Consider the following 23,227-nt stretch of genomic DNA (forward strand, 5'->3'; position numbering starts at 1 on the left):
GCGCCGGAACGACGGAACGACTTCTCGTGAACATCAGCCGGGCCCGTTGGCCCATGACCGCTGCCGCGGAGGTCGCCAACCCCGAATCCGTCCGATGTATTGACGTGCCCCTGACTCAATGGCTTCATAGGAGCGCATAACTGTGGGAGCGCTCCCACACAGCTTGGAAACGTCTGTCGATGCTCAGCTCTTGATCCCGCTCACCCCCTGGAGCCGCAGTGAGAACAGCAAGAAGCACGACGAAGAAGAACCCGGCGCACAAGCATCCCGTCACCGCCCTCCTGACCGCCCTGGTCACCCTCCTCGGGCTCCTCGCCCTCGGCGGCCTCGCCCCGGCGCAGGCCGCCACATCCGCCGCGACCGGGCTGCACATCAGCGACGGCCGGCTGGTCGAGGGCAACGGCAACGACTTCGTCATGCGCGGGGTCAACCACGCCCATACCTGGTACCCCGGCGAGACCCAGTCGCTGGCCGACATCAAGGCGACGGGCGCCAACACCGTCCGCGTCGTGCTCTCCGACGGCTTCCGCTGGACCAGGAACGGGCCCGACGACGTGGCCGCCGTCATCGCCCAGTGCAAGGCCAACCGGCTCATCTGCGTACTCGAGGTGCACGACACCACGGGGTACGGGGAGGACGCCGCGGCCGGCACGCTCGATCACGCCGCCGACTACTGGATCAGCCTGAAGGACGTCCTCGCCGGCCAGGAGGACTACGTCATCATCAACATCGGCAACGAGCCCTGGGGCAACACGAATCCGGCCGGCTGGACCGCACCCACGACCGCCGCGATCCAGAAGCTGCGCACCGCCGGGTTCGCGCACACGATCATGGTGGACGCGCCCAACTGGGGCCAGGACTGGCAGGGCGTCATGCGGGACAACGCCCAGGCCGTGTACGACGCCGACACCACCGGCAACCTGATCTTCTCGATCCACATGTACAGCGTCTACAACACGGCCCAGAAGGTCACCGACTACCTGAACGCCTTCGTGGACGCCGGACTGCCGCTGCTCATCGGGGAGTTCGGGGGACCGGCCGACCAGTACGGCGACCCCGACGAGGACACGATGATGGCCACCGCCGAGCAGCTGCAGCTCGGTTACATCGCCTGGTCCTGGAGCGGCAACACCGACCCGATCCTCGACCTGACGATCGGTTTCGACCCCACGCAGCTCAGCTCCTGGGGTGAGCGCATCTTCCACGGCGCCAACGGCATCGCCCAGACCTCCCGCGAGGCGACCGTCTTCGGCGGCGCCTCCGAGGACACCGAGGCCCCCACCGCTCCGGGTACCCCGGTCGCCTCCGCGGTGACGGACACCTCCGCCGCCCTGACCTGGACCGCGTCGTCCGACAACGTTGCCGTCGCCGGCTACGCCGTCGTCCGCGTCAACGGCACCACGGAGACGGCCGTCGCCGCCTCCGCCACCACCGGCGTCTCCGTCACCGGCCTCACCGCCGACACCGCGTACACGTTCGCCGTGTACGCCCGCGACGCGGCGGGGAACCGCTCGGCGCGCTCGGCCACGGTGACCGTCACCACGGACGAGGGCGGCACCACACCGGGCGTCGGCTGCTCCGTCGGCTACCGCGTCGTGAACCAGTGGTCGGGTGGCTTCCAGGGTGAGATCACCATCCGCAACACCGGCACCACCACGATCGACGGCTGGACGCTCGGCTTCGCCTTCGCCAACGGCCAGACCGTCACCAACATGTGGGGCGGAACCCCCACCCAGACCGGCGGTTCGGTGAACGTCGCGCCCGCGTCGTACACCTCCACGATCGCCGCGAACGGCTCGGTCACGGTCGGCTTCACCGGCAGCCAGAGCGGTACGAACGCGGCCCCGGCCGCGTTCACCCTCAGCGGCGCCACCTGCGCCGCGAGCTGATCCGGCGCGTGTGCCTCCACAAGTGCCGCGCCGCTGTGGAGGCACACGCCCCGGCCGGGCCGGTCAGTTGCTGACGGTGAGCGTCGTGGCGTTGCGCTCGTACGTCAGGTACGCGGCCCCGCTCGCCAGGACCTTGTGGCTCCCGAGCGCCCAGGCGGCCGGCTCGAACGAGGCCTCCCGGCCGAACAGCGGGATGCCCGCACCGATCGTCATCGGGCTCAACTTGACGATGAGCGTGTCGATCTCGGTGTACAGGGAAGCGGCCAGCTCGCCACCGCCGACGAGCCAGATGTCCTTGCCGTCCTCCTGCTTCAGCTCCTTCACGCGCGCGACCGGATCGGTCGCGACGATCTCCACGGCGGGGTCGGGGCTCTCGCCCAGCGTGCGGGAGAAGACGAGGTGCCGCAGATGCGGATAGGCGTCCGTGACACCGGCCTTGAGACCGATCTCGTAGGAGCGGCGCCCTTCGACGACCGTGTCGAAGTGTGTGCCCTCCGCCGTGATCGACAGCGCGGCGCGGGCCGGCCCGGGAAGGGTCTCCGGGTACTCGGCGATCAAGTGCGCGACGTAGTCCTCCGGAATCGGCCAGAACCCGTCCGGACCGGTCGGGTCGGCGCCGTCCGGACCGGCGATGAAGCCGTCGAGGGTGGAGGCGATGAAGTACACGAGCTTGCGCACGTAGGACCTTTCGTCCGTCGGCCGGACGCCGCCGGCTCGGCGCCCGTCGGCAGTCATGATCAAACAGACGTGCCCGCCACGCAACGGGAACGGCACCTTCCGCATGGGCGGCGTCGTCCCGGACTCCCGGGCGATCGCTCACACCGGAACGCCGCGGACCCACCGTGCGATGAGGGCCGCGGCGCCCGCGGGACACACGGTCAGGAGGAGACGAACCCGTGGTCGAGCGTCAGCTCGTCGCCGCCCTTGGTCCGATAGGTGATGATCAGGTACCTGTTGCCCTCGGGCAGGTTGCCGGTCTTCCAGACGCTGCAGTGCCCAGCACTGAGTCCCGACGTGGTCGCCGTGCGAAGGATGTCGTAGTTCGAGTTCAGCAGCTTCGCCGTGACACCGTAGCCATCGGCGTTGTTGTCACAGGCCCTGAGCGCGTCGCCCGGTGTCGAACCGGACGGGTCTGCGTTCCACTCGGCGTAGCCGTAGCCGGCCGCCGGAATGGTGGCCGCCGAGGCAGCCGTCGACATCCCGAGCACGAGCACTCCGCTCGCCAGGACCGTGCCGATCGCCTTGGTCTTCGAGCCGATACGCATCAGACCGTCTCCCTCCCATCGGGGCGACCGAGCATGCCGCCCCTCGAACACGTGATCATGCCGCAGCCCGGGGCAAGGGGTCCAGCGCATAAGTCCCTTGCAGGCATGGGCAGTCCGAGCATCGGCACCAGGACGACACCCCTCGGCGATGCCGATCCCGGAGGAGGCCGGGGCGGCCCCCCGTTGGCGCGTCCGGCGCCGCCCCGTCGCAGTCGTACGCGGCGACCGACCCCGGCGCGCGGGGCGGCGAGTCCATCGGGCCGGGCGGGGTGGCGGACCTGCGCGGCGCACCGGCGCGAGTGCGCGGGAGCGACCAGGAACGGCATGACCGGGCTTTGTCACAGCCCCGCCCGCAGGAACGTACGAACCGCCCGGAACACACGTACTGCGCCCGGCCGGATTTGGATAGGGTGCCGGTTCTACAGCAGTGCTCTCCGGGGGAGTTATGAGTTCATGAGCGGTCAGCAGCCACAGCGCGGCAGCGCCTCCCAGGTCTTCCAGCCACTGGCGGGTGACGACCCGGTCACCATCGCCGGATACCGGCTCGCCGCCAAGCTCGGTGCGGGCGGCATGGGCAAGGTGTACCTGTCGTACACACCCGGCGGACGGCCCGTCGCCATCAAGGTGATCCGTCCCGAGTTCGGCGAGGACCCCGAGTTCCGGCGGCGGTTCGCGCAGGAGGTGCAGTCCGCGCAGCGTGTGCAGGGGCTGTTCACCGCGCCCGTCATCGACGCCGACACCAACGGCGCGCAGCCGTGGCTCGCCACCGCGTACGTGCCGGGGCCCTCCCTCGCCGACGCGGTCGTCGCCCACGGGGCGCTGCCGGTCGAGGCCGTGCTGCTGCTGATCGCCGGTATGGCGGAGGCGCTGCACGTCATCCACGGGGCGGGCATCGTGCACCGCGACCTCAAGCCGTCGAACGTGCTGCTGGCCGCCGACGGCCCGCGCGTCATCGACTTCGGTATCGCGTACGCGGCCGACGCGACCTCGCTCACCGGCAGCGGCGTCACCATCGGCACCCCGTCGTTCATGGCCCCGGAGCAGGCCGCGGGGCGCCGGGTCACTCCGGCCACCGACATCTTCGCGCTCGGTCAGGTCGCGGCGTTCGCGGCCACGGGCTCACCGGCCTTCGGTGAGGGGACCTCGCACGGGGTGCTCTACCGGATCGTCCACGAGGAGCCGGACCTCACCGGTGTGCCGGAGCGGCTGATGGAGCTCGTCAGCCGTTGCCTGGCCAAGGACGCGGAGGCCAGGCCCTCGGTCGCCGAGGTCATCGCGCTGTGCCAGACCGCGAACGCGGAGACGGTGCTGCGGCGCCCCGAGGACTGGCTGCCGAGCCCGGTGGCCGCCGACATCACCGTACGGGCGGCGGCCCCGGCCCCCGTCCAGACCCCGCCGCCTCCGGCCACCGCCCCGGCCACCGCCCCGTCGGCCGGGTACGCGCCCACGGCCCCGGCGGCTCCGAGTACGCCGCCCCCGGGGTTCGGCCCGCCGGTCACGCCGCCGCCCGGCCAGGTGCCGCTGGTTGCGCAGGGCCCGCAGGCTCCTCAGAACCCGCAGCCCCCGGCTCCTCAGAGTCCTTATCCGGTGCAGCCGCCGGCCGGGCAGGCCGCGCAGGCGCACACACCGGCGCCGTTCCCCGCCGCGTACCCGGCGCAGGCCCAGACGCACCCCGGGCATCTCCCGCCCCAGGGCCCCGCCGCGCCGCAGCCCCCGAAGCGCCGCGGTGGCCGGGTCGCCGCCATCGCCATCGCCGTCGCACTCGTCGTCGGCGTCGCGGGCGGCGGGACGGCGTACTTCCTGCTCAAGGATGAGGGGAAGTCGTCGCAGAGCAGCGACTCGCCCAAGGGCGGCAGCACCCCGACGAAGAAGAACAACTCGACGCCGACCCCGGCTGCGGAGGGGGACGGGAGCTCGGGTGCCGCGACGGATCCGATGCCGTCCGCGACGTCGGACCCCGAACCCGTCGACTTCACCGGCATCAACCTCACCCAGGGCTACCACCTGACGCTGGGGGACGAGGACGTCCGCCCGCAGGACGGCGAGGACGCCGGGTACGAACTCACCTACGACTCCGGCGGTTATCTCGAAGCCGAGGCCGAAGGCGGGAAGCTCATCCTGCTCGACCCGGGGCAGCAGGGGTCGTTGGACATCTGCCGGACGGAGACCCGGTTCGCCGACGACATCGGTCTGGAGAAGCTCACCAAGGGCCGGCAGGTCTGCGTCATCACGGGTACGGGGCACCTGGCGCTCCTGACGTACCAGGGCCACTCCGCCGACGACTCGCCCAGTGACTACATGACGATCGACCTGACCGTCTGGCGCAACGCGGCCAGGTGACGGGCGCGCTGCAGGGAGTCCGGAGGCGGCGGACCGCGTGAACCGCGCGCCCGCCGCCCCCGTCCGCGTCCCCGTCCGCGTCCGCCGCGCGCCTACGCGCCCAGCAGGTCCCGCTCCACATGGGCCGTGACCACCCAGTTCGGCGCGTCCACCACCTCGGAGATCCGCAGGTCCGCCGCCACGCTCGCCAGCAGGTACGCGTCCTGCGGGGCGAGTCCCGTGCGGGCCGTGATCTCGTCGATCAGCGCACGGACGGCGTCCCTGGCCGCCTCCATCAGGTCCGGGACGATACCGGTCGTCGCCAGGGCAGCTCCGGCGCGGGCGCTCACCGGGTCGGTCTCGATCACGGGCGTCCGGGGCGCCGCGCCCTTGCGCACGTCCACACGCAGCCGTGCCGTCGCCCGGGTCTCGACCCCCGTACCGCACACCTCGCCGTCGCCCATCGCGGCGTGCGCGTCGCCCGCCGAGAGCAGGGCGCCCTCCACACCGACGGGCAGGATCAGCCGGGCGCCGGGGCCGATGTGGCGGATGTCCATGTTGCCGCCCCAGCGGCGGGGCGGGATGACCGAGTGCGGTCCGGGCTCGGGAGGGGCGACGCCGATCGTGCCGATCATCGGCACGACGGGGATCCGCAGACCCGGCAGCAGTTCGGCGTGGCCGTCGCCGATGGACGAGATCCGCAGGTGGGGGTCGGGGAAGTCGTCGGCGAGCAGCCCGAAGCCCGGCAGACAGGCGGTCCAGCCCCACTCCCCCACCTGTACGTCGAGGATGTCGATGACGAGCGCGTCCCCCGGCTCGGCCCCGGCCACGTGCAGCGGTCCGGTGACGGGGTTGAGGGTGGCGAAGTCGAGCGTGGTGAGCTCCGCGGCGGTCGACGCCCTGCCCAGCTGCCCGCCGCTCGCGTCCTGGAACTCCAGGACGGCCTCGTCGCCGGGGGCGAGCGTGGCGACAGGGGCGATGGTCCGGTCCCAGGTGTGGTGCGCCTGTCCGCGGTGGATGCTGAAGTCAGTCATGAACGGTCCGGCCTCCAGGTCGAGTTCGGTGCGGTGGCCGTCCGTCCGGTGGCCGGCCCGCCGCACGGCACCGTCGATCCTTACGCGGGTGCGCGGGTGACACAACACGGTCCGCCGGGGGGCTTCTCGGGAGTTAATTCCGGGCGCGGATCCCGCGCCCGAATGTAGGTTGCCGGGATGTCCTCATCGCTCCGGCTCGTGCCGGTCACATCCGACAACGTCGAAGCAGCCTGCGCACTCACGGTCCGGCCCGACCAGAGCAAGCTCGTGGAGCCCGTCGCCTGGTCGCTGGCCCAGGCCTACACCACGCCCGACATCGCGTGGCCCCGGCTGATCGCCGACGGCGAGACGTTCGTGGGCTTCGTCATGGCGTTCATCGGCGTGCAGTTCGCCCCCGGGACGCCCGACGACCCCTTCCGTTCCGGGCTCTGGCGGCTGAACATCGACGCCGGACACCAGGGGCGCGGATACGGGCGGTTCGCCGTGGAGGCCGTCAACGACGAGCTGCGGGGGCGGGGGAGCACACGGACGACCGTGACGTACGTGCCTGGTGCGCGTGGGCCCGAGGAGTTCTACCGGAAGCTCGGTTTCCGGCCCACCGGTGAGTTGAGCGGGGATCAGGTGGTCGCGGAGCGGGAGTTGGCGTAGCCGGCGGGAGCTGTCCACGGGGGCGGGCGCAGGCCTACGGCGGGCTTGCCGTCCCCTACCCGCCCCTTCCGGGCTCAGCGGTAGTCCTCCGGGTGGCCCTGCATCCAGGTGTTGACGCGGTCGCGCGTGCCCAGCAGTTGCTTACGGTGCTTCTCCAGGTTGGCCGTTGTGCTGTCACCGGCCAGCTTGGTGCGCAGCACGCTGATCCAGCCCATCGGCTCCTTGAAGTGGTTCGGCCCGCCGCCGTCGGCCCTCATCGACCTGTCCAGGCCGTTCAGTTCGTCGTTCACCCGGCCGAGGAAGTAGGCACAGTTGCCGTCCCCGGGTGCGCAGCCGTCCTGGTACGTGGCCTGGAGGCCGGCGAAGGCGCTGCGTACCTCCTGAGGCCTGTTCATGGCCTCCTCCTGTGCCGCGCTCGCCGCAGCCGCCTCCGAGGCCTCCGCGTCGGCCGCCGCCTCGGCCTCGTCCTGCTCGATCTCCTTGTTCACCGCCGACGCGTTCGCCGAGGGTGGGACGTACGGGACATCGCCCCCGGGGCCCTGTGACGTACTCGCCCCGGTGCAGCCGGCCAGGGCCCCCACCAGAGCGGTTGTCATCGCCAGTGCGGCCGTGGACGTGCGGATGCGGACGCGAACAGACATGTGGGGCCCCCTCGTCGGTTGGCCCAGACCATACCGCGCGGTCCCGGTCGGCGAGCCGTCCGCGATCAGCCCGTGATCAGCTTCTGGAGGGCGGGCGCGTAGAGGTCGGCGATGCGTTCCGGGGTGGCACTCGCGCCCGCGCCCTCGCGGTGGAGGCCGAGCGTCGCGCCGAGGCCCAGGAGGAGGCCGGCCAGGAGTTCGGCGCGCAGGGCGCGGTCATGGCCGGGGAGCCGGGCGGTCAGGGCGCCGGTGACCTGTTCGTGGAAGCGGTCGCGGAGCAGGGAGCGCTCGTCCTGGTTGCCGAGGGAGAACACGACGCGCAGCAGAGGGTCGGACTTGAGTTCGCGGCGGTGCGTCACCACCGTGACGACCATGTGGCGGCCCAGGACGTCGAGCGGGGCGTCGAAGAGTTCCGCGGCCGCCGGGCCGAAGTCGGCCACGGTGTTGAAGAGTTCCTCCTTGCGGCCGAAGTGCTTGACCACGAGGGACGGGCTCACGCCGGCGTCCGCGGCGATCTTGCGGATCGTCACCTCGGCGTACGGACGCTGGGTGAACGCCCGTCGCGCAGCGCGCAGGATCGCGTCCCGGCCGCTGCCCGCGTCCGCGGGGACGGGGGCCGTCGCGATGGCCTGGCCACCGGTCATGCGCCCTCCTTGAATTCTGCCGTCCGCACACCCTCCTTACGGGCGTCCGGCGCCTTGCCGTTCTCCTCGACCGTACCCGTCCGGGCCGGCTTCCCGCCCGGCAGGAACAGCGTCACGGCCAGGGCGGCGAGTGCCGCGCCCGCCGCGATGACGAAGACCAGTTGGTACGCGTGGAGCGTCGGAGCCGTTCTGCCGCCCGCCCGGAACGTGATGTTGGCCAGGACCGCGGCGACCGTCGCACTGCAGAAGGCCTGGCCGATCGACCGCATGAGGGTGTTGAGACCGTTCGCCGCACCGGTCTCGCCGGCCGGCACTCCGCGCATCACGAGGGCGGGCAGCGCCGAGTACGCGATGGCCGTGCCGGAGGCGACGACCGTGGCACCCGCGATGATCAGCCACAGGCTGTGGCTGGTGAAGTACCGCACCCCGTAGCCGACGGCGATGATCCCGGCGGCGAGCGCGAGGCTGACCTTCGGGCCGTGCCTGGCCGATATCCGGGCCGAGACGGGTGACAGCGCCACCATCGCCACCCCGCCCGGCAGCAGGCACAGTCCGCTGACGACGAGCGAGGCGCCGAGCCCGTACCCCGTGGACTTCGGCTCCTGCACCATCTGTGCGGTGACCAGCGAGTTCGCGTAGAACGCGAAGCCGATCAGCAGGGCGGCGACGTTGGTCAGCAGGACGGCCGGGCGCGCCGAGACCCTCAGGTCGACCATGGGTGTGGTCACGCGGAGCTCGTACGCACCCCAGAGCAGCGCCACGACCACGGCGGTCGCGAGCAGGCCGACCGTGCGGACCGAGCCCCAGCCCCAGTCGGCGCCCTGGGTGACCGCGAGCAGCAGACAGACGAGGGCGGCCGACAGGCCCAGCGCGCCGACCGCGTCGAAGCGGCCACGGGTGCGCAGCGGGGATTCGGGTACGCAGCGCAGCACCAGCACGATGTCGACGAGGCCGATCAGGCCGGAGACCCAGAACATCGTGTGCCAGTCGAAGTTCTCCACGACGAGGGCGGCGACGGGCAGGCCGATCGCCGCGCCGATGCCGAGCGTCGAGCTCATCAGGGCGACGGCGGACAGGACGCGTTCGGGCGGCAGTTCGTCGCGCAGGATGCTGATGCCCAGCGGTACGACGGCGATCGCCGCGCCCTGCAGGGCGCGGCCGGTGATCAGCACCCCGATGTGGGAGCTGACCGCGCACAGCACCGAGCCCACGACCAGGACCGCGAGCGAGGCCACCAGCACCCGGCGTTTGCCGTACATGTCGCCGACCCGGCCGAGGACCGGGGTGAAGACCGCACCGGTGAGGAGCGTGACGGTGACCAGCCAGCTCGCGGCGGCGGGGGTGGCGCCGGTCAGCTCGGGGATGTGCGGGAGCAGCGGCACGACGATGGTCTGCATGACCGCGACGACGACCCCGCAGAAGGCCAGCACGCCGACCGCGAAGCGGGGGTGCGGAGGCCGGACGCCGGAAGGGGCGGGGGGCGCTGGGACGGGTAGGTCCGCGGGCATGTGTCTCCGTACGGTGCTCGGCTGCCGGAAGGAAGCAGGGGCAGGAGGGGTGCACAAGCGTTCACCCCCAGGGTAAACGCTTGTGCACCCCCTCGGCGACGGGATGCCCGAAGACCGCGTTAGCCTCGGATCCGAGAGCCGGTACGGGCGGACACGCCGCAGGTCCGGTGACGATCTACGAGAAGGCTGAGGTGGCTGCGATGGCGAAGGTTCCGGCAGCGGCGGTGGCGGCGGGCGGACTGGTCGGTGGTTACGCCGTCGCGCGGTGGACCAGGAAGCGGCCGCTGGGCGGGGTCGCGCTCGCCGCCGCGGGAGGCGTCGCCGCGTACGAGTGGAACCGGCAGGCGGGGCCGCGGGCCGCCGTCGCCCTGACCACCGCCTATGTGGCCGCCTTCGCGGGATCGCACCCGCTGGCGAAGAAGGTCGGCGCCTGGCCCGCGGTGTTCACCGTGGCGGGCACCGTGGCCGCCGCGTCCTGGGCCGTCACCCGCCGCGCCGCCTGAGCGGAGACTTTTTCGGCCGGGGTGAACGCGGGCGGCCCGGCACGCGTACTGATGGGCACTCCCCCGCGTAACCCGGGTGCGTATCCGAACGAATCGACAGGGCGGATACGCACCCGGTCCCCCGGAGGACTGCTTTCAGGCCAACCTGAGGCGCCGTTCACACGCCTGTCGGACGCATCTCACACGCCTCTCAAGCGCCTCGCGAGCACCTCGCGGGCACCTCGCGGGCGCTCTCAGGCGCTCTCAGGCGCTCTCAGGCGCTCTCAGGCGCTCTCAGGCGCCGAACGCCCGCGACACCGAATAGATCACCAGTCCCGCCAGTGCACCCACCACCGTGCCGTTGATCCGGATGAACTGCAGGTCACGGCCGATGTGGGCCTCGATCTTCTTCGACGTCTGGTCCGCGTCCCAGCCGGCCACCGTGTCACTGATCAGCGACGTGATCTCCGCCCGGTACGTCGTCACGACATACACCGCCGCGTCCTCCAGCCAGCCCTCTACCTTCGCCTGGAGCCGCCCGTCCGTCGCCAGCCTGGCGCCCAGCGACATCAGCGAGGCACGGGCCCGCAGCCGCAGCTCGCTCCGCTCGTCCTCCGCGGCCGCGATCACCATCTGCCGGACGGACGACCAGGCGGACGCGATGACGTCCTGGACCTCGCCGCGCCCCAGGATCTCCGACTTCAGCCGCTCCACCCGGGCCCGGGTCTCCGAATCCGTCTGGAGGTCGGCCGCGAAGTCGGTCAGGAACGTGTCGATCGAGCCGCGCGCCGGGTGCCCCGGCATGTCACGCATCTCGGTGATGAACCGCAGCAGCTCCTTGTAGACCCGCTCGCCCACCCGCTTGTCCACGAACCGCGGGGTCCAGCCCGGCGCACCGCCCTGCACCGCGTCCATCACCGAGTCGCCGTGCTGCACCAGCCAGTCGTGCGCCCGCACACAGACCAGGTCCACCACCTTGCGGTGGCCGCCGTCGGCGACGACCTTCTCCAGCATCTTGCCGAGACCCGGGCCGACCTCCGCCGCGTTCGCCCGCCGGGTGATCGCCTCACCGACCACCGCCTGCACATCCGAGTCGCGGAGCACGGTGAGCGCGCCCCGCAGCGCGGTCGCCAGCTCGGCCGTGACCCGGTCCGCGTGCTCCGGCTCCGCGAGCCAGGCGCCCACCCGGCCTCCGATGGCGAGGGAATGGATCCGGTCACGGACGACCCCGCCCGACAGAAAGTTCTCACCGACGAAGGAACCGAGCGAGGCCCCCAGCTGGTCCTTCTTGTTGGGAATAATGGCGGTGTGCGGAATCGGCAGTCCGAGCGGACGCTTGAAGAGAGCGGTGACCGCGAACCAGTCGGCCAGCGCACCCACCATTCCCGCCTCGGCGGCCGCTGCGACGAAGCCCGGCCAGCCGCCCACCCCCTCGTTCTTCGCCCAGGTGGCGAGGACGTACACCAGTGCGACCAACAGAAGGAGGCCAGTGGCCGTGGTCTTCATACGGCGTACGCCACGACGCTTCTCCTCGTCGGCGGCCGTGTACGCGAACGAGGCCAGGGACGCCGACGGGCGGGGCCCCGTTCGGCGCCCCGGCCCTTCCCCGGGGCCGCCCGGGCCCGTGCCGGTGTCCGCCGTGCCGGCCGCCGCGTCCTCGGCCGTGCCTTCGATCCGTTCCATCCGCTCCACCCGTCCGCGTAACCGTCGCCCCCGGCGCCCCCGGCGCCCCGTACGCATTGTGCCTACCTGACCTACTCCCGGGCCGCACGTCGAGTTCCCCGAGCCCTGCCGCATCATGGGTCCGGCCCACGAACGATTGAGGAGACACACCGTCCATGCCCAGGCGCCAGGGATCCGCCCTGCTCATAGCCCTCCTGGTGGGCACCGCCGCGCTCGCCGCCCTCGTGGCGTTCACCGGCTCCCTGCTGTTCACCGAGCCCCGGGCGAAGGCCGAGGCCGCCGCAGGCCCGCAGGGCGTGGCCCGCACCCCCGCCGCCCCGGCTCGCTCCACCGGCCTCTGGCTCGCCACCTGGGCCGCGGCACCCGTCCTCGGCGCGACCGACCCGGAACAGGGCCCGGACCCGAGCCTGCGCACCATCCGTAACGTCGTGCACACCAGCATCGGCGGCGACGCGGCCCGCATCACCCTCTCCAACCTCTTCGGTACGCACCCGCTGCTCGTCGACCACGTCACCGTGAACGCCGTCCCGGTGACGTTCCGCAACGCCGCCTACGTCACGATCCCCGCCGGGGGCCAGATCATCAGCGACGCGGTCGTCGTCCCGGTCGCCGCCGACGCCGATCTCGTCGTCACGCTGCGCACTCCCACCGCCCGGGGCCCGGTCACCGTCCACCCCAACAGCCACCAGACGTCCTCCACCGAGGGCCCGCAGGGAACCAGGCCCACCACCGACTGGCGCTACCTCACCGCCGTCGACGTGCGGGGCAGGGCCGCCACCGGAACACTCGTGGCGTTCGGCGACTCGCTCACCGCGGGCAGCGGCTCCACCACCGACGCGAACAGCCGCTGGCCCGACGTCCTCGCCGACCGGCTGGCCGGCCGGTACGCGGTCGTGAACCAGGGCATCGGGGGCAACCGCATCCTGCTGGGCGGCGTCGGACCGCGCGCCCTCGACCGCTTCGACCGTGACGTCCTGGCCGTCACCGGGGTGAAGACCGTCGTCATCGCCCTCGGCATCAACGACATCCAGGCCTTCCCCCAGGAAGGCAACCCCGCACGGATCGTGGACGCCCTGCACACCCTGACCGAGCGCGCACACGCCCGCGGGCTACGGGTCATCGGCGCGACCCTGATGCCGTACGAGGGCCAGGGCAACTGGACCCCCGCCCGGAACGCCGTACGCGAACACGTCAACGAGGCCATCCGGGCCGGCGGAGTCTTCGACGAGTTCCTCGACTTCGACCTCGCGGTCCAGGACCCGTCGCGGCCGAACCGGCTGCTGCCCGCCTACGACTCCGGCGACCACCTCCACCTGAACGACGACGGCTACCAGCGCCTGGGCTCCCTCGCCGACGTGGCCTCCCTGCTGCGCGCCCAGCCGTCGTCGGACGCGCTGTAGGCGAAAGGCCTGTTCTTAACGGTCGCCGTCGCCCTTCTCCAGCCGCGGACGCTCCGCGTCGCTCAGCCGCCGCCGCTCGGCATCGCGCTCACGCTGCTTCTCGGCCTTGCTCCGCTTGCGCTCCACACCGACACCGCCCATCAGCGCCAGGCCGGTGACCCGCACCCGGGGAGCATCGGGTGCGGGGAACCCGTCGTCCTTCGTGTGCTCCCCGAAACCGCCCATGATGCCGATCCCGCGAACCTCGACGTTCAGCTCCGGCGGAACCGTCACCTGCATGCCACCCATGATCGCGAAACAGCGGACGACCACCTCGCCGTCCTCGAAGTTCGCCTCGCGCAGATCGATCTCGCCGCCGCCCCACATCGCGAACGCGGTGAACACCCGGCTGACCGTCCAGTTCCCCCGACGGGAGAACCCGCCCCAGAACGCGAAAGCGCCCCTCGACGTGGCGGGCTTGCCCACCCGGTCCGACCAGCGGGCCAGCGAACCCGTCGGGGGCCGCTGCCCCGCGACGGCCGGCGCCACCGCCCCGCCACCGGGGGCCGGCAGATCGCGGACGAGCGGTTCGAGCTCACCGTGCGTGCGAGCCCTGTACGTCGCGTCGAGCCGCTGCTCGAACTCCTCCATCTGCAGACGGCCCTCGGCCACCGCCTCACGCAGAACCTCGGCGACCCGTTCACGCTCGGCATCGGAGGCACGCATCTCCGGAAGTTCGCTTGTCATACCGAGCAGCCTATTGAACGTGTCCGCTCCCGTCACCGCACTACAGGCCGGGAGCCGACGCGTACATCTTCGCGATCACCGCCTCGATGTCCGGCTCCCGCACCGAAAGATCCGACAACGGGTACTCCGCGGCGATCCGCGCCACCAGCGGCGCCGCCGAAGCGGACGCCGGAAACGCCAGCCACTGCCGCGCCCCCTCGACCTTCACCGTGCGCACCGAGTGCTCCGACTCCAGCACGATCGGCGGGAGTTCACGCTCCAGATCCACCACGAGCATCCGCTCGCTCTCCCCCACCTCATGCAGCCCGGCAAGCGCGCCGTCATACATCAGACGCCCGTGATCGATCACCATCACCCGCTTGCACAGCTGCTCGATATCGGTCAGATCGTGGGTGGTGAGCAGCACCGTCGTACCGCGCTCCGCATTCAAGTCCCGTAGAAAACCACGCACCTTGGCCTTCGACACCACATCGAGACCGATCGTCGGCTCATCCAGGTACAGCACCTCCGGATCGTGCAGCAGCGCCGCCGCGATATCGCCCCGCATCCGCTGCCCCAACGACAACTGACGCACCGGCACATCCAACAGCTCGGCCAGATCGAGGAGTTCGATGCAGCGGTCCATGTTCACCCGGAAGCGGTCATCGGGAATCCGGTACATCCGGTGCATCAGCCGGTACGAGTCACGCAGCGGCAGGTCCCACCACAGCGTGGTGCGCTGCCCGAAGACCACACCGATGCGCTGCGCCAGCCTCGTACGCTCCCGGGACGGGTCGATGCCCGCCACCCGCAGCGAACCGGCACTCGGGGTGAGGATCCCGGTCAGCATCTTGATCGTCGTCGACTTCCCCGCCCCGTTCGGGCCGATGTAGCCGACCATCTCACCGCGCCCCACCCGGAAACTGATCCCGTCGACGGCCCGCACCTCACGCCGTTCGCTGCGCAGGAAGCCCGTCCTGCGACGGACGTCGAAAACCTTCTCGACCCCGTCGAGCTCGATGAAGTCCGTATCCGTATCCACACTCACGCCCATGTCCGTCGCCTCTTCCCGCTCGCCCCGCGTCAACTTCCCGTACTCCGGTACGCCCGCAGCCCCGCCCGCCACGCCAGGCCCGCGACCGCCCAGCACGCACCCGCCACCAGCGGCGGCAGGAACGCCACCCAGTCCGGCAGACCCAGCGGGTAGTCCCGGCCCAGCACATACAGCGCCGGCAGCCAGTTCACGAAGGCCAGCGGCACGACGAACGTCACCCCGCGCACCAGATCCGTCGCGAAGACCGTCGGCGGGTACTGGAGCAGCGTGGCGCCTCCGTACGTGAAGGAGTTCTGCACCTGCGAGGCGTCCTGCGCCACGAACTGGAACGCCGCCCCGGCCACGAACACCGCGGCGAAGATCGCCGTACCGCTCAGCACCATCAACGGCACCAGCAGCACCTTCGCCACCGTCCATTCGATGTCCAGCGTCACCAGCGCATAGCCGAGCACCAGCGCCCCCTGCGACACCCGCCCCAGCCTGCGCAGCGCGAACCGGTCCGCCGCCACCTGCGCGAGCACCGGCACCGGCCGCACCAGCAACGTGTCCAGCGTGCCGTCCCGCACCCGCCGGCCCAGCCGGTCCATCGACCCCATCAGCAGATCCGCCAGCCCGAACGCCGTACCCGCGGACCCGTACAGCAGGGCGATCTCCGGCAGCGTGTAACCGCCCAGCACGTCGATGTGGGAGAACATCAGCAGGATCGTGACGAAGTCGAACGCCGTCGCCGCGAAGTTCCCGAACGTCGTCAGCACGAACGACGTCCGGTAGGCCATCGTCGAGCGCAGCCACATCGCCACGATCAGCCCGTACGCCCGCACCCCCTCGACCCACCGCGAACGCGGGACGAACACCGCCGCCCCGAGCTCCTCCCCCACAGCCGCCGACTCCACCGACTCAGCCACCCTGAACCACCACCCTCCGCGTCGCCACCGACTGCAACAGCCGCCCCGCCAGCAACAGCACCAGCGCCCAGCCCGCCTGGAACGCGTACACCCGCACCAGACCCCAGCCCGTGTGCTTCCCGAGGAACACATCCGCCGGCACCTGGAGCAGCGCCGACCACGGCAGCGCCCGCGCCACCTCACCCAGCAGCCCCGGGAACAGGTTCAGCGGCAGCAGCATCCCCGAGAAGAACATCCCCGCCAGGAACGCCATCTGCGCCGCCCCCGCCCCGTCCAGCAGCCAGAACGCCGACAGCGCGACCAGATAGCGGATCGCGAAACTCACCACGACCCCCAGCGCCACCGCGACCAGGAAAGCCACCCAGGTCCCCGGCGACCCGGGCATCGCCAGATCGAAGACGAGCGAGCCGAAGACCATCGGCACGATGCCGCGCCCCAGGAGGTGAAACGCCGCCCGTCCCAAGTCACCAGCCAGCCACCACAGTTGAAGATCGACCGGCCGGTAGAGATCGACCGCCACATCACCCGTACGGATCCGCTCGATCAGCTCGTCCTCGAAGCCGCCGCCCATCATCACGCACGTCATCAGCAGCGCCTGGCCCAGCCACACATACGTGAGCGCCTGCGACATGTCGTACCCGCCGAGCTGCGGACGCTCGTCCCACAGCGCCATGTACGTGTACGCCAGAATGAAACCGAAGACGGTGTTGGTGAACACCCCCGCGGCCGTCTCGATCCGGTACGTGGCATAGCGCCGGAACCCGCCCGCCGCCACCACGGCATAGAGCCGCACCTCAACCACCCCCCACGATCGGGGTGCCTCGCCGTGCGCGGACACCAAAGCGCAGGAGCCTAGTCCAGCCGGGGGAACCGCCGCGACCGCTTTTCCGAGGTCGATCCGGTGGTTATTCCGCAGAAAAGTGCAGTATGGGGGAACTGACCGCGGCCGAGGAGTCTGCACCGACATGAGCGACGAGCCACAGCAGCCGAACGGGGACCCGGCAGACCCGGGCTGGACCCCCAGGGACCTGTCTGCCGACGCCGCCGCCCCCGCGGATCAGGGCACCCAGGCCAAGGGCGCGGGAAAGCAGAAGAAGCCCAAACGCCCCAAACGCACCGGCTGGCGCCGCGCGATCCCCACCTGGCGCATGGTCCTCGGCGCCGTCCTCCTCGTCGCACTGGTCCTGATCGGCGGATTCATCGCCGGCTACCAACTCGTCGACATCCCGCCCGCCAACGCCAGCGCCACCGCCCAGTCCAACGTCTACCTCTACAAGGACGGCAGCGTCATCGCCCGCGACGGCGAGGTGAACCGGGAGAACGTCAGACTCGCCCAGGTCCCCCGCACCGTCCAGCACGCCGTCCTCGCCGCCGAGGACCGCGACTTCTACTCCGAACGCGCTGTCGACATCAAGGCGATGGTCCGGGCCGGCTGGAACACCCTCACCGGCAAGGGCAAACAGGGCGGCTCCACCATCACCCAGCAGTACGTCAAGAACTACTACCTGGGCCAGGAACAGACCGTCGTCCGCAAGATCAAGGAATTCTTCATCGCGATCAAGCTCAACCGCGAGGAGACCAAGGACCAGATCTTCGAGGGCTACCTCAACACCAGCTACTTCGGCCGCAACGCCTACGGCATCCAGGCCGCCGCCCAGGCCTACTACAGCAAGGACATCGGCGACATCACCACCGCCGAAGGCGCCTACCTCGCCTCCCTGCTCAACGCCCCCAGCGCCTACGACGTCATCACCCACCCCGAGAACAAACCCGCGGCCCTCGCCCGCTGGAACTACGTACTCGACGGCATGGTCAAGGAGGACTGGCTCGGCGCCGGCGAACGCGCCGCCCTCACCTTCCCCCTGCCCGGCCCCGTCAAGCCCGCCAACAGCCTCTCCGGACAGCGCGGCTACATCGTCCAGGCCGTCGAGGACTACCTGATCCAGAACGACATCCTCGACGAGAAGACCCTCGCCACCCGCGGCTACCGCATCACCACCACGCTGGAGAAGAAGAAACAGGACGCCCTCGTCGAAGCCGTCGACGACAACGTCATGTCCAAGACCAGCAAGAAGAACAAGGCCGACCGCAACGTCCGCGTCGGCGGCGCCTCCATCGACCCCGCCACCGGCCGCGTCCTCGCCCTGTACGGCGGCATCGACTACACCCGGCAGTACGTCAACAACGCGACCCGCCGCGACTACCAGGTCGGCTCCACCTTCAAACCGTTCGTCTTCACCTCCGCCGTCGCCAACCGCTCCACCACCCAGGACGGCCGCCGCATCACCCCCAGCACCATCTACGACGGCACCAACAAACGCATGGTCCAGGGACCCGACGGACCCACCGGATACGACCCCGCCAACGAGGACGACGTCAGCTACGGCCCCATCACCGTCCGCACCGCCACCGACAAGTCCGTCAACGCCGTCTACGCGCAGATGGCCGAGGACGTCGGCCCCGAGAAGGTACGCACCACCGCCATCGACCTCGGCATCCCGAAGGACACCCCCGACCTCACCGCATCACCGTCGATCGCCCTGGGCCCCTCCACCGCCAGCGTCCTCGACATGACCGAGGCCTACGCCACCCTCGCCGACCACGGCAGGCACGGCGACCACGTCCTCGTCGACCAGGTCACCAAGGACGGCGAGAGCGTCAGGCTCCCCGGCCGCACCACCAAGCAGGCCGTCACCCGCGAAGCCGCCGACACCACCACGTCAATCCTCCAGAGCGTCGTCGACGGCGGCACCGGCACCGCCGCCCAGGGCTCCGGCCGCCCCTCCGCCGGAAAGACCGGCACCGCCGAGGAGGACAGGGCCGCCTGGTTCGCCGGCTACACCCCCGACCTCGCCACCGTCATCGCCGTCATGGGCCAGGACCCCGACACCGGCGCCCAGGAGTCCCTCTACGGAGCGCTCGGCCTGCCCCGCATCAACGGCGGCGGCGCCCCCGCCCAGACCTGGGCCCAGTACACCCGCACCGCCCTGCGCGGCACCCCGGTCGCCAACTTCCACCTCAATCTGGAGAGCGGAACCGACGAGACCGAACTCCCCAGCGAGGAGGACACCGCACCCGGCACCACCGGACAGCCCTCCCGCACCCCCTCCAGCACCGCACCCACCACGTCCTCCAGCGCCCCGCCCACCACCCCGTCGACCCCGGAGACCACCCCCGGCACCACCGACAACCCCATCGGCGGCCTCACGAACGGCGGCACGGACACCGAAGGCGGCGCCAACGGCGGCGACACAGGCGGCGAGGACGACGGCGGCGGAGACAACGGGGGAAACGACAACGGTGGCGGAGACAACGGCGGCGGCATCCTCGAAGGCGCCCGCGGCACCCGCGCCCCCGCCACCCGTCCATGACGTCGGTTGGCGTCGGTTGGCGTCAGGTCACATCAGGTGACGTCAGTGACCCGAAGTCGCCTTCAGCCCCACCACGGCCACCAGCAGCAGACACACGAAGAAGATCCGGGCCGCCGTCACCGGCTCATGCAGCACCACCATGCCCAGCACCGCCGCACCCGCCGCACCGATACCGACCCACACCCCGTACGCCGTACCGATCGGCAACGTCCGCGCCGCATGCGACAACAACAGCATGCTCGCCACGATCCCCAGCCCCGTGAACACACTCGGCCACAGCCGCGTGAACCCCTCGGTGTACTTCATCCCGATCGACCAGGCCACTTCCAGCAGACCCGCGACCACCAACAGAACCCACGCCATGACGGCACCTCCGACGACAGAACACACGAACAAAACGGGTGCGTCGTCTTTACGGAAACCCGGTACGGCGCGTCTCGTCGGGGTCCCACCACCGTAGCAAAGAACAGGCAAAAGGCCTGGTGACCACGGTCACCAGGCCTCGCACACCACCACCGGGGACTACAGGTACAAGCCGGTCGAATCCACCGAACCCTCGAAGCGGTCCGCAGCCACCGCATGCAGATCCCGCTCCCGCATCAGCACATACGCCACGCCCCGCACCTCGACCTCGGCCCGGTCCTCGGGGTCGTACAGCACCCGGTCCCCCGGCTCCACCGTCCGCACGTTCTGCCCCACCGCAACCACCACGGCCCACCCCAGCCGGCGCCCGACCGCAGCCGTCGCCGGAATCAGAATGCCGCCGCCCGAACGCCGCTCGCCCTCGGGCGAATCGGACCGGACCAGCACACGGTCGTGCAGCATCCGGATGGGCAGCTTGTCGTCGCTGTTCTCGCTCACGCCCCGCAACCTACCCGGCCGCGAGGCGAGCGCACTCCCTCGGGGGTCACCGCTTCCTGCGCCGCCCCGACACGACGACCAGACCCACCACACCCACCACCAGCAACGCCGCCGGAATCACCCGCTCCAGACGCGGCGCACCATCCTCCGACACGAACTGCGCCTTCACGTCCGACACCGTCCGGTTCACCGCGACGAACGCCCGCCCGGCCGTCCGGTCCACGGCCTCGGCCGCCTTCGCCTTCGCGTCACCAACGATCGTCTTCGGGTGCACCCGCACCCCGATCTCATCGAGCACCACCGCGAGCTGCTCGCGCCTGCTGATGATGTCCGCCTCGATCTGCGCAGGGCTCCTGGCATCCGACACTGCGCCGCCTCCGTGGTCCTCGTCCGGTAAACCTTCATCGACAGTCTGTCAGCTCGACCGCTCCCGCACCCGGCGGCACCCCTATTACGCTCGGTCCCGTACACCCCACGTACCAACGAGGAGAACCATGAGCGAGCGACTCAAGCCCGGCGACACCGCCCCCGCCTTCACCCTCCCCGACGCCGACGGGAACGACGTCTCGCTCGCGGACCACAAAGGCCGCAAGGTCATCGTCTACTTCTACCCCCGCGCCCTCACCCCCGGCTGCACCAAGCAGGCCTGCGACTTCACCGACAACCTCGACCTCCTGGCCACCGCCGGATACGACGTCATCGGCGTCTCCCCCGACAAGCCGGAGAAGCTCGCCAAATTCCGCGACGAGGAAAACCTCAAGGTCACCCTGGTCGGCGACCCCGCCAAGGAGACCCTGGAGGCCTACGGCGCCTTCGGCGAGAAGCAGAACTACGGCAAAACGGTGATGGGCGTCATCCGCTCCACGATCGTCGTCGACGAGAACGGCAAGGTCGAGCACGCCTTCTACAACGTGCGCGCCACCGGCCACGTCGCCAAGATCATCAAGGACCTCGGCATCTGACCGCAGGCCAAACCATCCGGAAACCGTCCGGAAACCCCCGGGGATTGGGCCGAACGGCCGAAAACATGTGATGGACATCCCAATCCCCGGCCGATTCGGTTTGCACCCGCCATGACCGCGCAGAAGCCTTTCCTGGAACACCCACCGAGGAAAGGACCCGGCCATGGCGGCCTCCGACCCCCACCAGGCGGCCGACCCCGAAGCGGTCAAACGCCACCCCGCCCTCTTCCGTGCCATCCGAAAGCGCCAGAACCCCAAGCTGCGCCGGACGGACATCACCATCACGGACGACCAGGCGGTCAAGCGCGCGGTCAAGGCGGCGTCGCTCGGTAACGCCATGGAGTGGTTCGACTTCGGCATCTACTCCTACCTCGCCGCCACCCTGGGCCATGTCTTCTTCCCGTCCGGGAACGACACCACCCAGCTCCTCTCCTCCTTCGCCACCTTCGCCGTCGCCTTCCTCGTACGCCCGCTCGGCGGCATGTTCTTCGGCCCCATGGGCGACAAGATCGGCCGCAAGAAGGTCCTCGCCCTCACCATGATCCTCATGGCGGTCGGCACCTTCGCCATCGGCGTCATCCCCTCCCACGACACCATCGGCGTAGGCGCCCCCATCCTCCTCATCGTCTTCCGGATGCTCCAGGGCTTCTCCACCGGCGGCGAGTACGGCGGCGCGTCCACGTTCATCGCCGAGTACGCCCCCGACAAGCGCCGCGGCTACTTCGGCAGCTTCCTCGAATTCGGCACCCTCGCCGGATACGTCGGCGCCGCCGGCCTCGTCACCGCGCTCTACGCCCTCCTCAACGACACCCAGATGGAAGCCTGGGGCTGGCGCATCCCCTTCCTCGTCGCCGGCCCCCTCGGCCTCGTCGGCCTCTACCTGCGACTGCGCCTCGACGAGACCCCCGCCTTCCAGAAACTGGAGGGCGGCACCGCACACGCCACCGAGGCGGCGGACCACGTGGAGACCACCGCGAAGGGCGACCTCGCCAAGATCTTCCGCAACTACTGGCCGACGCTCATCCTCTGCATCTGCCTGGTCGGCGCGTACAACATCACCGACTACATGCTGCTGTCGTACATGCCGACGTACCTCTCCGACGAACTCGGCTACAGCGAGACCCACGGCCTGCTGATCCTGCTCGCCGTCATGGTCTTCCTGATGCTGATCATCAGCCAGGTCGGCAAGCTCTCCGACCACTTCGGCCGCAAGCCCCTCCTCATGACGGGCATGATCGGCTTCCTGGTCCTCTCCCTCCCCGCCTTCCTCCTGATCCGCCAGGGCAGCATCCCCGCCATCACGATCGGCATGCTGATGCTGGGCCTCTCCCTGGTCTGCATGCTCGGCACGATGTCGGCGGCGCTCCCGGCCCTGTTCCCGACGAACGTCCGCTACGGGTCCCTGTCGGTGGGCTACAACCTGTCGGCGTCGATCTTCGGCGGCACGACCCCGCTGGTCATCACGGCCCTGATCAGCTGGTCGGGCAGCAACCTGATGCCGGCGTACTACGCGATGGCGGCGGCGCTGGTGGGCGTGATCGCGGTGGCCTGCATGAAGGAGACCGCGAACAAGCCGCTGGCGGGCTCGCCCCCTTCGGTGGAGACGAGCGCGGAGGCGGAGGAACTGGTCGCGGCCCAGACCCCGGACCCGAAGTTCTGACCCGCTCGGTACGGCGAATGGCCCGCCCCGCTTCGATTGCCGTCGAAGCGGGGCGGGCCATTCCGCATCTTGTCGGATATCGGACGTGACTCTCCGATAAACGGTTCGTTACTCCGTACGAGGTCGCGAACGGGCGGCCGGATACGGAGGGGAACGTGCCGATTCGGTACACGCGTGAACTGCTCCACGAGGCAGC

General features: G+C 70.5%; 22 protein-coding genes and 1 riboswitch. Of the genes, 8 read left to right on the forward strand and 14 right to left on the reverse strand.

What is annotated here, in order from left to right; genetic code table 11:
* Positions 1-218 precede the first annotated feature (218 nt).
* Entirely contained in the window at positions 219-1,889 is a 1,671-nt protein-coding gene (locus tag OG446_RS13095) for a cellulase family glycosylhydrolase (protein WP_328894205.1), read from the forward strand.
* A 63-nt stretch (positions 1,890-1,952) separates the two neighbouring features.
* Here OG446_RS13095 and OG446_RS13100 read toward each other — a convergent pair whose 3' ends face one another.
* Positions 1,953-2,567: a dihydrofolate reductase family protein gene (locus OG446_RS13100; RefSeq protein WP_328894206.1), complete on the reverse strand. Its 615-nt coding sequence runs from the start codon at positions 2,565-2,567 to the stop codon at positions 1,953-1,955.
* A gap of 200 nt (positions 2,568-2,767) precedes the next feature.
* Complete coding sequence (locus OG446_RS13105; protein ID WP_328894207.1) at positions 2,768-3,154, reverse strand: hypothetical protein; 387 nt, start codon at positions 3,152-3,154, stop codon at positions 2,768-2,770.
* A 453-nt stretch (positions 3,155-3,607) separates the two neighbouring features.
* Here OG446_RS13105 and OG446_RS13110 point away from each other — a divergent pair, with 453 nt between their 5' ends.
* Positions 3,608-5,494: a serine/threonine-protein kinase gene (locus OG446_RS13110; RefSeq protein WP_328894208.1), complete on the forward strand. Its 1,887-nt coding sequence runs from the start codon at positions 3,608-3,610 to the stop codon at positions 5,492-5,494.
* Positions 5,495-5,586: 92 nt separating this feature from the next.
* Here OG446_RS13110 and OG446_RS13115 read toward each other — a convergent pair whose 3' ends face one another.
* A complete protein-coding gene (locus tag OG446_RS13115; protein WP_328894209.1) occupies positions 5,587-6,573 on the reverse strand; it encodes an acetamidase/formamidase family protein in 987 nt (328 codons plus the stop codon).
* Positions 6,574-6,684: 111 nt separating this feature from the next.
* On the opposite strand from OG446_RS13115, the gene OG446_RS13120 reads away from it, so the two are divergent.
* Positions 6,685-7,155, forward strand: coding sequence for a GNAT family N-acetyltransferase (locus OG446_RS13120; protein WP_328894210.1), 471 nt, complete (start codon positions 6,685-6,687; stop codon positions 7,153-7,155).
* A 74-nt stretch (positions 7,156-7,229) separates the two neighbouring features.
* Here OG446_RS13120 and OG446_RS13125 read toward each other — a convergent pair whose 3' ends face one another.
* The 3 genes from OG446_RS13125 to OG446_RS13135 all read right to left on the reverse strand — a co-directional run bounded on the left by OG446_RS13125 (position 7,230) and on the right by OG446_RS13135 (position 9,948).
* Entirely contained in the window at positions 7,230-7,796 is a 567-nt protein-coding gene (locus OG446_RS13125; protein ID WP_328894211.1) for a hypothetical protein, read from the reverse strand.
* A gap of 65 nt (positions 7,797-7,861) precedes the next feature.
* Positions 7,862-8,440 (reverse strand): TetR/AcrR family transcriptional regulator, encoded by a 579-nt coding sequence (locus tag OG446_RS13130; RefSeq protein WP_328894212.1) that lies wholly within the window; start codon positions 8,438-8,440, stop codon positions 7,862-7,864.
* Positions 8,437-9,948 carry an MFS transporter gene (locus OG446_RS13135; RefSeq protein ID WP_328894213.1) on the reverse strand — a complete coding sequence of 504 codons (1,512 nt, stop codon included), beginning with the start codon at positions 9,946-9,948 and terminating at the stop codon, positions 8,437-8,439. The genes OG446_RS13130 and OG446_RS13135 overlap by 4 nt, the downstream gene beginning before the upstream one ends.
* A gap of 200 nt (positions 9,949-10,148) precedes the next feature.
* On the opposite strand from OG446_RS13135, the gene OG446_RS13140 reads away from it, so the two are divergent.
* Entirely contained in the window at positions 10,149-10,451 is a 303-nt protein-coding gene (locus OG446_RS13140; protein WP_018517962.1) for a hypothetical protein, read from the forward strand.
* Positions 10,452-10,724: 273 nt separating this feature from the next.
* Here OG446_RS13140 and OG446_RS13145 read toward each other — a convergent pair whose 3' ends face one another.
* The gene (locus tag OG446_RS13145) at positions 10,725-12,113 is read right to left on the reverse strand and encodes a DUF445 domain-containing protein (protein WP_328894214.1); all 1,389 of its coding nucleotides are present in this window, start codon (positions 12,111-12,113) and stop codon (positions 10,725-10,727) included.
* 155 nt (positions 12,114-12,268) lie between these two features.
* On the opposite strand from OG446_RS13145, the gene OG446_RS13150 reads away from it, so the two are divergent.
* Positions 12,269-13,513 (forward strand): SGNH/GDSL hydrolase family protein, encoded by a 1,245-nt coding sequence (locus OG446_RS13150; protein WP_328894215.1) that lies wholly within the window; start codon positions 12,269-12,271, stop codon positions 13,511-13,513.
* A 15-nt stretch (positions 13,514-13,528) separates the two neighbouring features.
* Here OG446_RS13150 and OG446_RS13155 read toward each other — a convergent pair whose 3' ends face one another.
* The 4 genes from OG446_RS13155 to OG446_RS13170 all read right to left on the reverse strand — a co-directional run bounded on the left by OG446_RS13155 (position 13,529) and on the right by OG446_RS13170 (position 16,970).
* On the reverse strand, positions 13,529-14,218 hold the full coding sequence (locus OG446_RS13155; protein ID WP_443050269.1) for a DUF1707 domain-containing protein: 690 nt from the start codon (positions 14,216-14,218) through the stop codon (positions 13,529-13,531).
* A 61-nt stretch (positions 14,219-14,279) separates the two neighbouring features.
* Positions 14,280-15,272 (reverse strand): ABC transporter ATP-binding protein, encoded by a 993-nt coding sequence (locus tag OG446_RS13160; protein WP_328894217.1) that lies wholly within the window; start codon positions 15,270-15,272, stop codon positions 14,280-14,282.
* A 29-nt stretch (positions 15,273-15,301) separates the two neighbouring features.
* A complete protein-coding gene (locus OG446_RS13165; protein ID WP_328894218.1) occupies positions 15,302-16,177 on the reverse strand; it encodes an ABC transporter permease in 876 nt (291 codons plus the stop codon).
* Positions 16,170-16,970 (reverse strand): ABC transporter permease, encoded by an 801-nt coding sequence (locus tag OG446_RS13170; protein WP_328894219.1) that lies wholly within the window; start codon positions 16,968-16,970, stop codon positions 16,170-16,172. Before OG446_RS13170 ends, OG446_RS13165 begins: the two co-directional genes overlap by 8 nt.
* A gap of 172 nt (positions 16,971-17,142) precedes the next feature.
* Between OG446_RS13170 and OG446_RS13175 the strand changes: the two genes are divergently transcribed.
* Entirely contained in the window at positions 17,143-19,548 is a 2,406-nt protein-coding gene (locus OG446_RS13175) for a transglycosylase domain-containing protein (RefSeq protein WP_328894220.1), read from the forward strand.
* Between the two features lie 42 nt (positions 19,549-19,590).
* Here OG446_RS13175 and OG446_RS13180 read toward each other — a convergent pair whose 3' ends face one another.
* The 3 genes from OG446_RS13180 to OG446_RS13190 form a co-directional block, all read right to left on the reverse strand.
* The gene (locus tag OG446_RS13180) at positions 19,591-19,911 is read right to left on the reverse strand and encodes a DMT family transporter (RefSeq protein WP_018555875.1); all 321 of its coding nucleotides are present in this window, start codon (positions 19,909-19,911) and stop codon (positions 19,591-19,593) included.
* Between the two features lie 37 nt (positions 19,912-19,948).
* Positions 19,949-20,014: riboswitch (guanidine-III (ykkC-III) riboswitch) on the reverse strand.
* 56 nt (positions 20,015-20,070) lie between these two features.
* On the reverse strand, positions 20,071-20,409 hold the full coding sequence (locus OG446_RS13185) for a GroES family chaperonin (RefSeq protein WP_136325477.1): 339 nt from the start codon (positions 20,407-20,409) through the stop codon (positions 20,071-20,073).
* A 46-nt stretch (positions 20,410-20,455) separates the two neighbouring features.
* Entirely contained in the window at positions 20,456-20,776 is a 321-nt protein-coding gene (locus OG446_RS13190; protein WP_328894221.1) for a DUF3618 domain-containing protein, read from the reverse strand.
* Positions 20,777-20,903: 127 nt separating this feature from the next.
* On the opposite strand from OG446_RS13190, the gene bcp reads away from it, so the two are divergent.
* Positions 20,904-21,371, forward strand: coding sequence for a thioredoxin-dependent thiol peroxidase (gene bcp / locus OG446_RS13195; protein ID WP_328894222.1), 468 nt, complete (start codon positions 20,904-20,906; stop codon positions 21,369-21,371).
* A gap of 163 nt (positions 21,372-21,534) precedes the next feature.
* Positions 21,535-23,031 (forward strand): glycine betaine/L-proline transporter ProP, encoded by a 1,497-nt coding sequence (gene proP, locus OG446_RS13200; protein WP_328894223.1) that lies wholly within the window; start codon positions 21,535-21,537, stop codon positions 23,029-23,031.
* Positions 23,032-23,227 lie beyond the last annotated feature (196 nt).

Origin of the sequence: Streptomyces sp. NBC_00236 (genome assembly GCF_036195045.1) — a bacterium.
In the GTDB taxonomy this organism is placed as follows: Bacteria; Actinomycetota; Actinomycetes; order Streptomycetales; family Streptomycetaceae; genus Streptomyces.